Source organism: Deinococcus hopiensis KR-140, from assembly GCF_900176165.1.
GTDB lineage: Bacteria > Deinococcota > Deinococci > Deinococcales > Deinococcaceae > Deinococcus > Deinococcus hopiensis.
This window is the reverse complement of the sequence record NZ_FWWU01000008.1, coordinates 382,670-397,659: the sequence shown is the minus strand read 5'-3', so window position 1 is coordinate 397,659 and position 14,990 is coordinate 382,670. Positions and strand designations below refer to the sequence as shown.

The window sequence follows — 14,990 nt, the reverse complement described above, 5'->3', positions numbered from 1 at the left end:
CCATGTCCTGAGAGTACCGGGCGGTGCTTCGGTCTGTCACCCCGCAACCGCGCCACGACGCCAATCACATACTTTAAAGTGACCACTGCACGACCCCTGAAACCGGGCGGGCCGCATTCCGCCAATGTGTGTACGCTGCTGGCAGCGCATCAGGGGTCGTAGCCACCTCAAAGAGCTGGCCCAGAAGCGGATCAATATTGCGCCACAGCCAAGCTGCGTACACCCCGTAATCGTCGCCGTCGCTCGAAGCGACGATGGAGAGTTCGCGACGATGGAACGCTGGTGGGAGCACGAGCGCACCCCAATTGCCGTCCGAGAGTACACAGGCGCGTCCACGAGGGCGAAGATGTGAAAGCATCTCTATGAAGCCTGTCGGTGCTGCGCTGCATTCAAACCCGACGTCAAACGTGCCATGCGGCAAGGCCCCAGGGACAACCGCGGTGGCTCCGAACTGCTCCGCGAGGGTACGGCGTGCGGCGTCCGGCTCGACGACGGTGACATTGGCGACGCCTCGGCGCGTCAGATTGAAGATGGTCAAGAGGCCTAAAAGGCCCGCCCCTATCACGAGAACCTGCTCATCCCGCTCAGGGAGAACCCGGCGAATGCCTTTGTGCGTCTCTTCGCCGAGAATCACAGCCAAGGCGACGCGATCAGGCACCGCATCGGGAACAGGCCACACTCGGCTGACATGGTGTAATCCTGCACTGGCGTGCCCCAAGGTGGTCACGACCCGTTGACCGCACTGTAATGTGTTTCCCGGCCCGGACGCTTCTACAGTGCCCAAGGTTTGATACCCCAGGGACGTTGGGAAGGGCCCCTGTTCAATCACGGAGAGCTCAGACGACAGACTGAGTGCGCTGAGTTGCGTCCTAACCCACACTTCTCCCGCCTCCGGGACTTGGGGGTTTACGGGTTCCCAAACGAAGGTTCCGGGGGCCGTTATCGTGAGGCGCATCCAGCACAGTCTGCTCGTCCGACCCCTGTAATACGGATTCCGATTAATTTGTTATACGAGGCCACCAGTGGAAGAGGGTGAGCGAACGGATTTGCTCCCTCTGCTGTTCTAACCGACGACACTGCTTTGCAAGCAAGGCGGTCAGGGCTTCCAGGTTTTCGAAGTGACGATTCTTCAGCGGTGCATCTGTGAGGGCCCAAAGGCGTTCGGCGGGTTGCAACTCTGGGGAGTAGGGCGGCAAGAAGACGAGTTCAATGCCCGGTGGGCACTTCAACAGCGGGGTGGCATGCCACCCCGCACCATCCAGGACCAAGATGATCTCCCTGGTCTTTCCAGCCTGTGTGTCGAGGGCAAAGCGGTCCAGCACCGCCTGGAAGGCCGCCGTATTGACCGTAGGCAATAGCCAGTACTGGCTCTCTCCCGTCTGTGGGCAGACGAACGCACAGACGTAGAGCCACTCATACCGGTGTTGGACACGCACGGTCGGGGCTTTGCCTCGCTCAGACCACTGCTTCCCCACCAGGGGTTTGAGACCTACACGGTGTTCATCCATGCACCAGACTTCTACCGTTCTTCCAGTTTCTTCAGTACGCGCCCGAGTTGCTTGGACCACGGCTGGGAGGACTTTTTTTTGAATGCTTCCTGAGTGACCTGGTTGGCCTCGACATGTCGAGGCCGAGGGACCTGGAGGCTATACCCCACCGCGTCTAAAAACTCATAACAGCGGCTCAGATGCACGTCCTTGTCCAATTCCTGCTTCACCCAACCCTGCACCCGTGCGCCATTCCAGACACCGCCAGCGGCGGTGTCTGCCCGAATCGTTCGCGCCAGGAGGAGCACTTCGGCGTCGCTCAGCAGGGTCGGTGCGCCACTGTTGTGCTGTCGCCGATCTTTGAGTCCCGCTAGACCATGTTGATGGTACGCGTCGATGATTTTATCTGCGCCTTGATAAGAGTAGCCCGTGACTTTGAGTGCTTCGGCAGAGCTTTTCCCTTCTGCTAGGAACGCGAGGAGGTGACTACGTCGTCGTTCCACAGCGCAGGTACTCCGGCGGTAGATGCCCCAGAAGTCGTCGGCAGTGTGTTGGAAAGTGACCGTTCTGATCTTATTAGTATAACAGATTATTCGGAATCCGTATAACGGGAGACCATTTGCACCGCTTCGGTCTGCCATGCCCACGACCGCGCGATGCGCTAATCACATACCTGAAACACGCGTTTCCAAGCGAGTCTCGTTCCGCGCGAATGCTTCAAGGCTGAGCAGGGCGGCGAAGACTTCCTCTGATCTCTTCGGGCGCTGCTGGGCTCCGGCGACGACGGCCTCCTGGGGGATTTTGAGGGCCTATTGGAGTGCCCGGTCGTATCCTGCATGCACCTCCAGTGGGAGTTGGTTCCACCAGACTTCTTCGACGTTCAAAGCCGCCTGAGCAGCAGCGTCGGCCAGGTCAGCCAGGTAGGTTCCGCGGTCTTGCGGGTCGAGTTGACCGACACCCTGCAGCAGGTAGGGAAATGCAGCGATCATGGCAGGGCACAACTCACACTGGTGGAACAAGCTGGACATCAGGTGATCCTGACGATGGATAAAAATGACCAGGAAGGGCGGGACAAATTTGACCACTCCGAGGAAGGAGACCTCTCCGGCCTACGATTCATCGCGAATCGGAGGTCTACATGCTCGGAGGCGCACAGGTGCGACGCATCATCGAACTCAAGGCCGCTGGTCAGACCGTCAGTGGGATCGCCCGTCAACTTGACCTGAGCCGCAACACCGTCAAGAAGTACCTGCGAGATCCCGGCCTACCCCAACCCAAATCGCGTCGCAAGAAGGGAAGCAAGCTCGATTCGCACATCCCCTACCTCACCGGTCGAATTGAGCAGGGTGTGCTGAGCGCCGTGGTGCTATTCAATCGCCGGATGGCCTCACGAATAGCTTCCTCTTTATCTTGGCACTGCTGTTTCCTGGACGCAACAATGTTCGCAGTTGAGCGTTTGTATAGCTCTTGGAGTTGATCCTCGGTCAATTTAGGCCTCTTCGTTCGCTCTGGAGCGCTGCTTGCACTTCCTGGACCAAGGCAGAATTGAAACTGGTTTCTGAGGGATGAGCGGTGAGGATCAGGATGTGCATGAGGCAACCCCTAGAGGCTCGTAGTGGAAGACTTTGGCCATGATCTGCCAGTGTCCGTCGACACGAACGAGAGAGAGCAGGTCAGTAAAGTGCCGTTCGGCGATGGAGCACTGCACCTTGGCAAACGCAGTGTGCGGGCCCAGCACTTCAAGCTGAAGGATGAGGTCGGTGCGTGGCTCGTGGCGGCTGGCGGGAGACGTGCGCTGCCGAATCACCTCAAGGTAATCCTGCATGTTCCGCTGCACGAGTTGCCCATCAACCGCGGTGGCATACAGGGCGTGAGGATGGAAGACGCGCTCTAGCATCTGGGCGTCGCTCGTGTACAGACCGTCGAAGTACGCCTGCAGGAGGATGCGGATGTTCGTTTCAGCCGTGAGTACCGTCATGAAGGGGTACGGCGGGCGGCGATGGATTGTCCTCCAATACCCCAATCGGTCAGATTGATTTCTGCGATGGTCACGAAGGTTTTTTCGGGGTCTTTGCCCAAGATGTCTGATAGAGCGTCGGTGATCGCCTGAATGAGGGCTTCTTTCTGCGCCTGCGTGGTCCCGTCGCGGGTGATTTCGACTTTGACATACGGCAAGATGGGCCTCCTCCTGGAGCGTGAACCTCAAGTGCTCACTGCTCCTATACAACGTAATTCACACCGCTTTATAAATCAAATCAATAAATGGGATGGAAGTATGCATAAAATGAATGCATGCTGTTGCGCCAAGTCGAGGTGCTGCTGGCTGTTCTCCAGGAAGGCAGCTTTACGCTGGCCGCCGACCGAATGGAGATGACGCAGCCTGCCGTCAGTCACGCGGTCGCCACATTGGAAAAAAACCTGAGCCTTCGCTTGCTGCAGCGTGGACGTACCGGTGTGCAACTCACACCTGACGGACAGCGGTTGCTCCCTCATTTTCAAAAACTCGCACGGACGGCTGAGCACCTGCGAGAAGAAGCTGCCCGCGGTCCAGACACCCTCTCAGGGAAGGTCCGCATAGGGAGTTTTCCCAGCACATCAATCCATGTGCTGCCCCACGTCATCAGGGCCATGGCAGAACAGTATCCGCGGGTGGAAGTGTTGATCTTTGAGGGACTTCCCGATTAGATCGCCCACTGGCTCGAACAGGGCACCATTGACCTGGGCTTCTTAGAGTTTCCCTATCCTGATCACTGCGATTGCCAGCCTATCCTTGCAGACGAGTACCAACTGCTCGTACCTTCAACCCACGACCTGGCCGTCCGAAAGCAGGTGCCCCTTCACCAACTGTCCGGCGAACCCTTCATCCTGTCGAAATTTGGCTGTGAACCAGTGCTCCGCGCAGCCTTTCGGGAAGTGAACGCCACCATGAACGTGACCTACGAAGTGCGTGACCTCGCCACGCTGTTCGCCATGATCCGCGAAGGGCTGGGGGTCAGCATGGTCCCCGAGCTCCTGCTGACACAAGTCCCATCTGATTTGATGGCCATCCGTGTCACGCCTGCCGTGCAGCGAGAGATCGGCCTGGCCCATCCCACCGGCACACTCCTTTCGCGTCCTGTGCAAACTCTCCGCGAAACCATCCTTAAAGGAGTTCCGACCACTGGGAATACCGCGTGAACCAAGCATAGAGCGAGTACCTGTCCCACTTGGAGGAGCGCACGAGGCCATTGACAAGGGGTGTCAGGTGGCTGTGGTTGACCGTCCTAGAAACGTACGCGGCACGAACGCCCAATTGGCGCAACGTGTCGACTTGGTCTTTCATCAGGGCGATGAGGGGGGAGACCACAATGCAAATCCCCTTGGAGCGGTTAACGCGTGAGTTTGGGTCGCATGAGGCGCACATGTACGCGATTGCGCGTAGGATGGATGATTTGGTTGGTTCGCATTCAGCGGTCTGGGATCAGGCGGCATCCCTCAGGCTAAGAGGGCAGGTGGTGATCTATGCCGACGTGCGGCCGGAAAACAACTCCAGGGGCGATCAATTTGCTCAGGTGCCAGGCCAGGCGCTCCTCCGTCGGACTTTCGTAGGGCGTGGGCCTTGACGGAACACCGGTGACGGGTGCAACACCAGAAATCGAGAGGATGTTCAGCGTGATGATGGCCTCTCCTCAGCCCAGTCAGGGAAGAGAAGACGACCGTCTGAGCTCTCCTGGTGGCTGGCCCATGGATGTTCAGCACCTGCAGATTCACCCTCGTTCATCGGTCGTTCACGGTTGCTTTTCTATTGTTCTCTCAAGCAAAGGGCACCGGCCCAAGCGGAACGAAAGCCTCCCTCCCACTGCGCCACCCCAGGAGAACACCATGAACACCAAAATGCTGATCGCCACCCTCGCCGCAAGTGTCGCCCTCTCCTTCTCCGCTTCCGCAGCAACTCCTGCAATCAGCGCGCTTGTCCCCCAGGCGCAAATGACCCCCAACGAGCCCGCACCAGCGCCTGCGCCGAAGCCTGCACCTACGCCGAAGCCTGCACCCGCGCCCACACCAAAGCCCAGTGGGCCCACACAAAAGCCCAGTGGCACGAAGGCACAGATGCTCGCTGAGATTGATACCACCTTCTTCACCGCACCCAAGTTCTGCTACGTGGGCAAAATGAAGGTGGCTTGCACCCTCACCGACGCCCCTTCCAAGGACCCCACTGGAACCCGACCCTAAGCTCAAGTTCTGGAGATGACCCCCAAAGGATCTCAACATCAAAGGCGGCCTCCGGGTCGCCTTCTCCTTTGGCATAAGCCCAGTTAGGCCAGACAAGGCGATCGTCGGGACTCTCCCGATACCTATTGCTCAAGACCAACCCGGTGAAAATGACCCCATGGTGTATACGTTTGGACTGACCCCTTAGGACCGGACCAAGAGGCCAAGCACTTCGTCCCCGTCAGCCCGTAGGCTGACAGCACCGAAGGAGCCAAGATGCCCGGACGCACCCACAGCCGTGAATTCAAGCTTGACATCGTGAACCAGATCAATGGGGCTCACAAGACGACCGCCCAGCTCTGCCGAGAACATGCCCTGTCGCCCAGCTTGATTCACCGTTGGCGGAAAGAGGTCGAGGCGCGAGGTGAAGCAGCGTTCACCGACCAGGCCAAACCCGACCAGTCGTTGGAACAACGCATCGCCGAGTTGGAACGATTTTGCGGACAGTTGTCGCTGGAGAACACGATTCTAAAAAAGTCGTTGGCGACGTACCGCTCGAAAAACGGCATCAAATGATCGAGGATGCGCGACTCGCGTATCCCCAGGTGTCGGTACGTCGTCTGTGCGAGCTGCACTGGGTCAATCGCTCGTGGTTCTACGAACAGCAGGGCCGGGAGGAGGTGGACACCGATCAGGCGTTGTCCCAGGACATTGAGGCCGTGGTGATGGAGTTCAACGGGTACGGATATCGGCGTGTCACCCGCGAGTTGGCCCGACGGGGCCGCCCGGTCAATCACAAGCGCGTGTTGCGTGTCATGCGGGAACGACGGTTGTTGTGCCGTCCCAAGCGCCGCCACCGGGCGACGACGGATTCCAACCACAGCGAGAAGCGCTTTCCCAACCTGCTGCGTGACGCCGTTCCGGTACGGCCCAATCAGGTCTGGCAGGCAGACCTGACCTACGTGCGAGTCCGGCAAGGCTTTGTGTACCTGGCCTGCGTGCTGGACGGTTTTACCCGTGAGGTCGTGGGCTGGTCCATGTCAAAGTTCATGGACGCGGATTTGCCGTTGGCAGCGCTCAACAACGCGCTTTCGGCGCGTTGTCCTGCTCCCGGTCTGCTGCACCACTCGGACCAGGGCATGCAATACGCGAGCCGAGTGTACGTGGACCGCTTGCGGTCCGCAGGAATCACGCCAAGCATGTCCAGGACAGGCAATCCCTATGACAACGCCAAAATGGAGAGTTTCTACAAGACCCTGAAGACCGAGGAGGTCGATCTGCAAGAGTACGTCGATCTGGACGATGCCCGGCGACACATCAATTTCTTTATTGCGGACCTGTACAATCGCCGCCGACTACACTCCAGCCTGGGATACGTCCCACCTGCCGAGTTCGCTGCCCGCTACACTGCTACCCAGATGTGACTTGCCCTGCGGTCCGCTCCATTGGGTTCACTCCAGTTCTCGACTGAGGAATGGCATGCCTTGCCAACACGCTCCACCATCGATGGCATACCGGTGAACCAGGGGTGGGTGCAGCACTTCCTTGATTCCACCGTAGCATTCGGTGCCCATGACACCCGGACCACGCATGCGTTTCTGCGAGTTCCAGCCATTGCTAAGGTCAAGGAGGTGCAAGACCTCTTGCCCGTGCTGCTGCGGTGGCCAGAAGGCAAGCCCACAAACCCGGAGCTTCACGATAGCGGCGAGAGCACGTCACAACGGGTGTACTTCAACGACCGGTTTCGCTGCTTTGATTGCGGGTTGATCTTCCCGGCATTCGCCATCTCTAGAGATGACTACTGGCTCGACGGTCTCCAGCCGCCTGTGGTCCGATACAAGATCGATGCGGTGGGTTGCCCGGAGTGTGGTGGCCCTTGCCGATACCCCGGACTCGTAGAGATCTTTGTAGCAGCAGGGGGCAGTCCATAAGATTCATGCCCAACACCCTGAAGAACGAGGGTCGGGGCCCCCTAAAAGGACGTAGGCCGTGGCTACCAAACAACATGTTTTAGTCGTGCTAAGGCGTCGGACTCTCTTCTTCTCTAAGGGGATTTAGACCAGAGGCGAAATGCGTTCTCGTGTTCGAGTTGTGCAATCGGGATTGTTACTCGTCATAGTTGCCGAGTTTTGCCAGAACAACGTACCGTTCTTCCCGGTAGGGCATCCCCCGACCTGTTGCGTGGTGCTGCCAATCGTCTTGTCGGGTCTCTTCGCCCATGAATTCGCAGCGGAGCCGCCAGTCCTCCAACGTTGGTGCATACGCCTGGATGGAGACCCGCCATTCACCAGCAATAGTCCATCCAACACGATGCAAGCTCGCAGGCACATTCGGCACTTCCAGGCGTGGCCCGACGTACAGAAATCGACCGGATGGGGCAGCAACCTTTGAGAGGTGGTGAATGACACTGGTGGGGCCACGTCTGGACACAATGAGGTCGAAAGGCCCCTGCATCTCGCTCGGCGCTGGCCCTTTTCCATCCCACAAATAGAATTCGGCCTGTGGAGCATTTCTCTGTGCGAGTTCGAGCAGCTCGGGTTGTCGATCGTAACCGACCCATCGAGCGCATTGAGGGGCGAAGCGTGTGGCATCTGGCCCATGGCCGCAGCCTGCTTCAAGGACTCGAGTATCAGGTGTCAGGTATTCGAGCAGAAGTGCATCGAAAACGAGTTCAGGGTCTGGGCCATCGAGCGAGCGCTGCCAGGGATGACGGTACCCGCCAAGCTCTTTAGCCAATCGTGCGTACCATTCGCGTGAATGTGGTTGAGCTTCTCGGGACGACATAGCTGACAAGTCTAGGTGCTATGGCAAAGTAGGCAGTTCGCACATCCATTGAGGTGTCTAGAGCATTTGTCTGAATTACGCTGTGAGGGGTGCCCTTCCCCTCACGGCTCCTTTCTCCTGCATCCTCCTTCAAGCTCGCTCACGCTGCTCGGTCAAGAAGAAGTCCTCTTTTTGACAAACGCTCTATTGAGGCACTCCCAGCCCGCCTCCAAGTGGGCCTTTTGGCCGCTCTCAATACCAGATTCTCTCCCCCGGGGTTACCGCCACGCAAGAAAAGCGCCCTGCGGGCGCTGGCGTGCGGGCATCAAGAGCTGACCAGGTTAGGAACCAGCACAGTGCATGAAGCCAAAAGGAGAAGGCGACCCGGAGGCCGCCTTGATTTCTCTAATCAAGGGCGGTATTCACGGGTTGTCAAATCATGCAGCTGGGTCTGAGGTGGTTGATTTTGCCTGTCCAGAACGCGTTTGACTTGTACGGCGTTCCAGGAGCCGCCCTTGCAGGTTTTGAAGCCATGAGCTCCGACCCAGGCGGCAAGAGCACGGAGACGGAGGTCCTGCTCCCGGAGCGCCCTTGCATAAGCGGTGACGGTTCGCATGTCCGAGATGGCGCTGGCCTTTGGGGCGGCCGCTCCGGCCGGCTGCGCTTGTCGGGTCAAGTTTTCAGGCTTTCCGAGCGTCAGTTCGTGTCCCCCAGCGTCAGCTCAAGCGTCCGCATATCAACCCCTACACGCCCAGCGCAGGAGTGGCGAGTTTGAGCAACAAATGCCGTCTCCTCCGGTAGGTACTTCAGCACTGCCAGTTAAAGAACTTCAACTTTGGTTTGTCCGGAAGCACGACCCTCTTGATCAGGTGGAGGGGAGGTCCCTCCACCTGCCAGGATGACACCATGATCCGGCCAAAAGGGCCCGCGTTCACACCACCCGCCCCAGCCCGCATCTGGGTCCTGCTGGCCAGCAAAGCCAGCACAGCCGTTACGGCTTGGTCCAGGGAAGCAGTCATGCTCCGAGCATACGGAACTGCCGAGTCACATACGATTCCGGCGCGGGTCGGTGCATAGAACCAAGCGCTCCTGAAAGGAGTTGCCCCTCCAGTTCAGGAGGGGCTATTGGGTTCTTCGATGTTGTTGACGGGAGTGCGTCTCACGCGAGGCGGGCCTGACGCATGAAGGACAGCAGGTAGGTCAGCTTGAAGCGGTCGCTCTCCTGGCGCTCTGCACGGGCGGCTTTGGCTTCACGGCGCCGCTGGGCTTCGGCCTGGAGGTGTTGGGCACGGTCGTTCTGGACGTAGGGGTTCACGGTGTTCTCCTTTTACCGGTCGGCACGCTCGCCCCTCGGTTGTCCCTATGGTGCGCTCCCGCCCCTCCTGCCCACATCACCCGGGTGGCGCATCCCCCACTCCGCTAGATGGCGGAGGCCGGCTACGCCTGCCGCAACGTTCGCGCAGCAATAAGGTTCATCCTTCCCCTGGCCCTCCCTTTCACATCTCTCTCCCGCTTTACACCCGCGGCATGACCCAAAGACGGTGGACTGTGTTCGGACTTCTCAACGCCTCCTGGATCACCTTCGGTCTCCTGACCCTCTGCATGGTCATGGGAACGTCCCGCCTGTTCTTCTCCCGTGGAATGCAAGCGCATTGGCTGCCGGTGAGCTGCCTCATCTCGACACTGGTGCTCCCTGGCCGCAAGGCCTGGGCTTTCAATCTGTCCATGTATGCGCTGCTTGTTGCAATCGGCATCTTCTACGCCACCTCTGGTACCGTGCTCATGGACGTGAAGCTGCGGTACGGGAACGAGCCAGGCGGACGCCCTCGCACATTGGCCTTCAACTGCGCGGATAAAGGGACGTGCCGATTCGGCAGATCACCTGCCTTGATCCTCTGCACCTATAAAAATATTTCCCCAGTTGACATCGTACGGTAGTTCTATAGGTAGATAGATGCCGATATTGATTTTAAATCATCTCACAGGTGAACGACCAGCAACGGTCAGTACAGGGTTGAGCGTTGGCGTCCTGGCAGGGCCAGATCGTAGGCCTCGCCATCCACAGCGCCGCTCGTGAGCGCTGCAAGCATTGCTCCTGCACTCGGCACTTTCTCAAGGTGCTCGGTCCGTGGCGGTTGCCAGAGGCCAGAGCGGTGAATCGCTCTGGCGCACTGGAAGAAGACGGTATCCACCTCAATGACCACGACACACCGAGGAGGTACTCCTTTCACGACAAAGCGTTCCAGCATCTCGGGCGCCGTGGTGATTCTGGCCCGCCCGTTGACGCGCAGAGTTTCCCCTGTGCCAGGAATTAAAAAGAGCAACGCGACGTGAGGGTCAAACAGGATGTTCCGCAGACTGTCCGCACGGTTATTGCCCCTACGTTCTGGTAGCAGAAGCGTTTTTTCATCGGCAACAGCCACAAACCCTTCTGGGTCACCCCGTGGTGAAGCGTCCAGTCCCTCTGGGCCCACCGTAGCCAGAATGGCAAAAGGGGAGGCTTCAATCCACCGCTGGTAGATCGGATGGACGAAGTCGACCTCTTTCTTCCTTGACGCTTCCGCGATCTCCCCCAGCAACGCCTCGAGTTGTTCAACGGTATCGATGCTGTAGGCAGGGTTCTCGTTTTCCACGGTGCACTCCTTAGGTTATGCCTGGCCCTCCGGTGGACGTCACCTGCCGAGGAAGGGCACGGACATCGTGACTGTACGCCTGAAAGCCTGGTGGCAGACTAGCCATGTCTGCAGTGTCCTCATTTCGCTTTGACCAGTAGAGAACTGCGATAGATAACTAAGTACACCGTAGTTGATCTTGAGATCAACCGAGCGGAGTGAGAAGCGGAAAAAGTGCAGCCCACCGGGAGTGGAGACTTTTCGGTGCCCTCCTGAAAAGTCGCAACGTGAGGTGCGGTGTACTTAGGTAGATATCCAGGTATGTATCTATACAGCGTGACATCTGTCTCAGATGCACTTGTACTGCAACCTACGAGTTCCTAGGCGGACCTTGCCGGAGCACCTCCCATCGCGTCCGGTCAGCGTGCAAAGCAGGAGGACAAAAGGGTGAGCAAGCGCAGAAAACTGCCCCAGCCTCGGCACCGTAGTGGTAGGAAAGCATCTATACCAGCCGCTCCTTCTACCCGCTGTCGCACCTGCGGAGGCTTCTTATTGATACCGGGCTTGGTTTGAGACGTGATCTCAAGGAGATGCCCCATCTGGACAGGGCACCTACAGGGAAGGAGCACACCGGACGTCCCGAACTTGAGCCGGTATCAATAAACCAGACGTCCGCTGATTGGTCAACGCCCCCAAAAGCGAACCAAGAACCAGATAACAAGCCAGCACCTGATGGTCCCTTCGAGTGGATGGATAGCCAACCTGGCACGAACAAATGGGGAACGAATCCGAAAGGAATCCAATTGCCCCAAACACAGGATTGGTACGCCGCCTTCCAGCCGGAAAAAGTAAGGACAAGAGGGTGCCCTAATCGAAGGGCACCCTCTGTCAGTTTTGATGCGTTCTCGCAATCAAGATTATAAAGGTCCTCAAGATGAAGACATTTCATAGGGTCATGTAGTACGCTGACTCCGTGCCATTTTCTAGACTCAGTGAGCAAGTGCAGAAGCTATCGACCCCCCAACAGAGTGATGCCTTCGTCAAGCGGTTCCGCGATGCGGTCCGTGAAGGGGAGTTCGATGCGATTGACCTTCCGGAGCGGTTCACGCTTCCGAAGAAGTTCAAGCGTCGTGGAAGCGAGGAGACGTACGAGAAGGACATGAAGGACATGGTCTTCGAGACGTCCGCCAAGTTTGACAAGTGGTTCGAGGGCGTGGACCAGGAGCTGGCCGCAGCGCCGCAACGTGGTCGCGGGAAGCCGAAGCTCACGGTAGAGAATCTTGAGGAAGGCGTGATCGACTTCAAGGCCCTCGCGGAAGAGACTCGCCGGAAGTTACAGAACAGCTACGAGAAGGGCCAGAATCTGGGCAACTCCCGCAAGAGCAAGGCCGCACCTGCAAAACCACCGACCAAGGCCAAGCGCACGACCAAGAAGTAAGTCCCAAGCAGAAACCCCCCGCATCGCTTGCGGGGGGTTTCTGTGCCTTCCGACCCGTGTGTTTTACGATCCGCATCCCCCGCCACCGCAACCGCCTCCACCGCAACTGCTCCCGCCGCAACTGCTTGCGCCACCGTCGGACCCTCCTGAGCAGCTGCCTCCATCGCTGCCGCTGCTGTCCGAAAATCCACCGCAACTGCTGCCGCTGGAGTCATCACGGTCTCTGCGCCGCGCCCCTGAACCAGGCGTGGTCCCCAATTGTGACCTTTGCGCGAGGCTGGTGAGGGCGAAGATTGCTGCGCCCATCCCCAGGAATCCGCTCGCTGCCATTCCCGTCACCCCGAGCGCGCGGATCATCAGGATGCAGAGGGTGATCCCTCCGAGGATGAGCAGCAGCGGCAGGAGCGTGCGGCCCAGTGCGGCGCGGCGCTTGACCGGTTCATTTCTGGAGTCCGGCTGCTCGTATGTCCCGAAACGCGGCCAGTAGGTCGGCGCGGGAGTTTCTCCGAAGACGGTTTCATACAGGTCCAGGGTTCGCAGGTACTGGTCCTGGAATTTCTGCTCGTCTCCCGGTGCGCCTGTGCCGGGATCGTGGTGGAGCGGGGCGGGAAGCACGTTTTGAAACGGTCCCCAGTAATCGCGCGTGAACATCAGGTGCGTGTGCCACACCTCGTCTACCGTCTGGGAGGGTGTAACGCTTTGCCCCCCGTAGGCTGCGAGGTACAGAAACCGCCGGTACTCGCGTTCTGCGCCCTGGGTGAACTCCGCACTCCAGCCGTGTTCGGCTTGCAGGCGCTCGCGCAGTCCAGCGGGCATGGGGTGCTGATTGATTCGGGGGTCGGGTGTGGTGCCGGTGTGGATGGTCATCGTTGCCTCCGTTGGTTCTGGTTCACCGCGTCTGTCCGTTTGTCAGGGGGGCGTCCTGCCCACTTCCATGGTCGTTCGCTTGTGTCAGGTTTGGGTCAGCGTTTGACGTTCTCGCGCGCGCTCGGGAGAAGTTCAGCGGTTTTCGGCGCGCGGCATGACCCAGCCGCTGCGTTGATTGGCCGCCAGAAGCGCGTATATGCTAAGGACGGCATATACTCCAGCGGGTTCTGTGCCTGTGGCTATCCAAGCCCAACGCCTGAGGAACCCAGTTGGTCCACTGGGTCCACAGCGCCAGGTAGTAGCCGCCGTACAGCGTGGCGAAGCGTATGGCAGTCGCTTTCCAGGGGGTCAAGGTTTTGAGGGTGCTGGGTAAGGAAGCTATTATTGATAGCGGCTTGAATCGGAGACGAGTGGTAGGCTGAGGTCATGGTGCAGGTCTGGCGACCCTCAAGGCTGAGCCGCGCGCAACTCGAAGAACGACGGCTGTATGTGCAGCAACTTCTCCAGGATCCTGAAGTGACCGACCGCGTCATCGCTGAGACCGTCGGTGTTGCGGAAAGTACGGTCAGGACCTGGAAACAGCGACTCCGAGAACGAGGCAGTCTGGAGGCGACGCGGGCCACTGGTCCTCGGCGTCGCCTCACTGCTGAACAACTCAAGCAGCTCCAAGCCCTACTCGAGGCGGGTTCGAAGGCCGCGGGGTATAAGGATGAGCGCTGGACAACCTCCCGCGTGCGGGAGGTGATCGGGGTGCAATTTGGGGTGTGGTACCACGTCGATCACGTGAGGAAGGTACTCCATCAGCTGGGCTTTAGTCCTCAGAAGCCCGATCCACACGCGATGGAGCGTGACGAACAAGCCGTTCAGACTTGGGTGCAGACCGTCCGACCCGAGTTGGAAAAAAAAAGTCGCTCAGGGCGCAACCCTGGTCTTCGTTGACGAGAGTGGCTTCAGCCTGAAACCCACAGTCACGCGGACCTGGGCTCCTCGTGGCCAGACCCCCATCATTCACGCCAAAGCCGGTTGGGACAAGCTCTCTACCCTGGGTGCAGTGACGACCCGTGGTCAATTTCTGCAGCACACCGTACCAGGAGCCGTTCGAGGGCCTCAGGTGCTGGCGTTCTTTGAACATCTGCTCCGACATATCAAAGGCGACTTGATCGTCGTCTTGGACAACGCTCGCATTCATCATACGAAGGCCCTCCGGGCCTTCGTTGAGCAGCAACAGCGTCTCACCATCCAGTACCTGCCCCCATATGCCCCGGAGCTCAACCCGATCGAGCACCTTTGGGCCTATGTCAAAGGGCACCTGCTCGGCAATTTCTGCCCCAAAGACCAAGGCGAATTGAAAGATCGCTTGAACTTCGCCTGGCGTCGCCTTCGCGCCTCACAACTCCCCGCCAAGCTCACCCACGCCTATTGCTCGTCTCAAACCTGAGCCGGTATCAATAGTACTACAGTTGCAGTTGCTCCAGGAACCTGTTGTTCAAGGGCTTTCTGTCACCAGTCACCTCCCGAGAATTCCCGTGTTTTAGAGACCCAATCGCCAACTGCAACTGTAGTAGTAGTGGTCGAATGGAGAGGTACTTTAGGGGTGTGGGTGCTGTGAATCACAGACGGGTGTTCGCTGTA

The 14,990-nt window shown here is 58.7% G+C and carries 20 protein-coding genes; 9 read left to right on the top strand and 11 right to left on the bottom strand.

The features are described 5' to 3' along the window. Positions 1–73: 73 nt before the first annotated feature. The 4 genes from B9A95_RS34600 to B9A95_RS12495 all read right to left on the bottom strand — a co-directional run bounded on the left by B9A95_RS34600 (position 74) and on the right by B9A95_RS12495 (position 2,476). Positions 74–679, bottom strand: coding sequence for a zinc-binding dehydrogenase (locus tag B9A95_RS34600; RefSeq protein WP_212648317.1), 606 nt, complete (start codon positions 677–679; stop codon positions 74–76). A 319-nt stretch (positions 680–998) separates the two neighbouring features. Continuing rightward, positions 999–1,508, bottom strand: a complete 510-nt coding sequence (locus B9A95_RS12505) for an IS630 family transposase (RefSeq protein ID WP_084047592.1) — start codon at positions 1,506–1,508, stop codon at positions 999–1,001. Between the two features lie 11 nt (positions 1,509–1,519). After that, a complete protein-coding gene (locus B9A95_RS12500; protein WP_170928621.1) occupies positions 1,520–1,990 on the bottom strand; it encodes a winged helix-turn-helix domain-containing protein in 471 nt (156 codons plus the stop codon). A gap of 306 nt (positions 1,991–2,296) precedes the next feature. Beyond that, on the bottom strand, positions 2,297–2,476 hold the full coding sequence (locus tag B9A95_RS12495) for a hypothetical protein (protein WP_139806747.1): 180 nt from the start codon (positions 2,474–2,476) through the stop codon (positions 2,297–2,299). A 167-nt stretch (positions 2,477–2,643) separates the two neighbouring features. Here B9A95_RS12495 and B9A95_RS12490 point away from each other — a divergent pair, with 167 nt between their 5' ends. Next, the gene (locus B9A95_RS12490) at positions 2,644–2,964 is read left to right on the top strand and encodes a helix-turn-helix domain-containing protein (protein ID WP_245808275.1); all 321 of its coding nucleotides are present in this window, start codon (positions 2,644–2,646) and stop codon (positions 2,962–2,964) included. A 102-nt stretch (positions 2,965–3,066) separates the two neighbouring features. On the opposite strand, the gene B9A95_RS12485 is transcribed toward B9A95_RS12490, so the two are convergent. Then, on the bottom strand, positions 3,067–3,465 hold the full coding sequence (locus tag B9A95_RS12485; protein WP_084047589.1) for a nuclear transport factor 2 family protein: 399 nt from the start codon (positions 3,463–3,465) through the stop codon (positions 3,067–3,069). After that, positions 3,462–3,662, bottom strand: coding sequence for a tautomerase family protein (locus B9A95_RS12480; protein ID WP_084047588.1), 201 nt, complete (start codon positions 3,660–3,662; stop codon positions 3,462–3,464). The genes B9A95_RS12485 and B9A95_RS12480 overlap by 4 nt, the downstream gene beginning before the upstream one ends. A 117-nt stretch (positions 3,663–3,779) precedes the next feature. Between B9A95_RS12480 and B9A95_RS12475 the strand changes: the two genes are divergently transcribed. From B9A95_RS12475 to B9A95_RS12450, 5 genes are all read left to right on the top strand, one after another. Continuing rightward, entirely contained in the window at positions 3,780–4,172 is a 393-nt protein-coding gene (locus B9A95_RS12475) for a LysR family transcriptional regulator (RefSeq protein WP_084047587.1), read from the top strand. Then, entirely contained in the window at positions 4,173–4,664 is a 492-nt protein-coding gene (locus B9A95_RS12470; RefSeq protein WP_084047586.1) for a LysR family transcriptional regulator substrate-binding protein, read from the top strand. A 684-nt stretch (positions 4,665–5,348) separates the two neighbouring features. Beyond that, positions 5,349–5,699, top strand: coding sequence for a hypothetical protein (locus tag B9A95_RS12460; protein WP_084047584.1), 351 nt, complete (start codon positions 5,349–5,351; stop codon positions 5,697–5,699). Between the two features lie 255 nt (positions 5,700–5,954). Beyond that, complete coding sequence (locus B9A95_RS12455) at positions 5,955–6,254, top strand: transposase (RefSeq protein WP_084045091.1); 300 nt, start codon at positions 5,955–5,957, stop codon at positions 6,252–6,254. Further along, positions 6,251–7,102, top strand: coding sequence for an IS3 family transposase (locus B9A95_RS12450; protein WP_084047583.1), 852 nt, complete (start codon positions 6,251–6,253; stop codon positions 7,100–7,102). The genes B9A95_RS12455 and B9A95_RS12450 overlap by 4 nt, the downstream gene beginning before the upstream one ends. A 682-nt stretch (positions 7,103–7,784) precedes the next feature. On the opposite strand, the gene B9A95_RS12445 is transcribed toward B9A95_RS12450, so the two are convergent. The 3 genes from B9A95_RS12445 to B9A95_RS33685 form a co-directional block, all read right to left on the bottom strand. Further along, entirely contained in the window at positions 7,785–8,462 is a 678-nt protein-coding gene (locus B9A95_RS12445; RefSeq protein WP_084047745.1) for a class I SAM-dependent methyltransferase, read from the bottom strand. A gap of 785 nt (positions 8,463–9,247) precedes the next feature. Next, complete coding sequence (locus tag B9A95_RS12440; protein ID WP_084047582.1) at positions 9,248–9,460, bottom strand: hypothetical protein; 213 nt, start codon at positions 9,458–9,460, stop codon at positions 9,248–9,250. 140 nt (positions 9,461–9,600) lie between these two features. Then, positions 9,601–9,756: a hypothetical protein gene (locus tag B9A95_RS33685; protein WP_170928620.1), complete on the bottom strand. Its 156-nt coding sequence runs from the start codon at positions 9,754–9,756 to the stop codon at positions 9,601–9,603. 212 nt (positions 9,757–9,968) lie between these two features. Between B9A95_RS33685 and B9A95_RS12435 the strand changes: the two genes are divergently transcribed. Next, complete coding sequence (locus B9A95_RS12435; RefSeq protein ID WP_139806744.1) at positions 9,969–10,379, top strand: hypothetical protein; 411 nt, start codon at positions 9,969–9,971, stop codon at positions 10,377–10,379. A gap of 65 nt (positions 10,380–10,444) precedes the next feature. Here B9A95_RS12435 and B9A95_RS12430 read toward each other — a convergent pair whose 3' ends face one another. Beyond that, on the bottom strand, positions 10,445–11,074 hold the full coding sequence (locus tag B9A95_RS12430) for a pyridoxamine 5'-phosphate oxidase family protein (protein ID WP_084047580.1): 630 nt from the start codon (positions 11,072–11,074) through the stop codon (positions 10,445–10,447). Positions 11,075–12,053: 979 nt separating this feature from the next. Here B9A95_RS12430 and B9A95_RS12425 point away from each other — a divergent pair. Further along, positions 12,054–12,491 (top strand): hypothetical protein, encoded by a 438-nt coding sequence (locus B9A95_RS12425; RefSeq protein WP_425429937.1) that lies wholly within the window; start codon positions 12,054–12,056, stop codon positions 12,489–12,491. Between the two features lie 63 nt (positions 12,492–12,554). Here the strand turns inward: B9A95_RS12425 and B9A95_RS12420 are convergent, their stop codons facing one another. Then, complete coding sequence (locus B9A95_RS12420) at positions 12,555–13,358, bottom strand: glycine-rich domain-containing protein (protein ID WP_084047578.1); 804 nt, start codon at positions 13,356–13,358, stop codon at positions 12,555–12,557. A 426-nt stretch (positions 13,359–13,784) separates the two neighbouring features. On the opposite strand from B9A95_RS12420, the gene B9A95_RS34595 reads away from it, so the two are divergent. Next, positions 13,785–14,796 (top strand): IS630 family transposase gene (locus B9A95_RS34595; protein WP_212648316.1). Its coding sequence is split into 2 segments (ribosomal slippage): positions 13,785–14,255 and positions 14,257–14,796, totalling 1,011 coding nucleotides; the frame shifts between segments, so codons are not numbered across the junction. Positions 14,797–14,990: the final 194 nt, after the last annotated feature.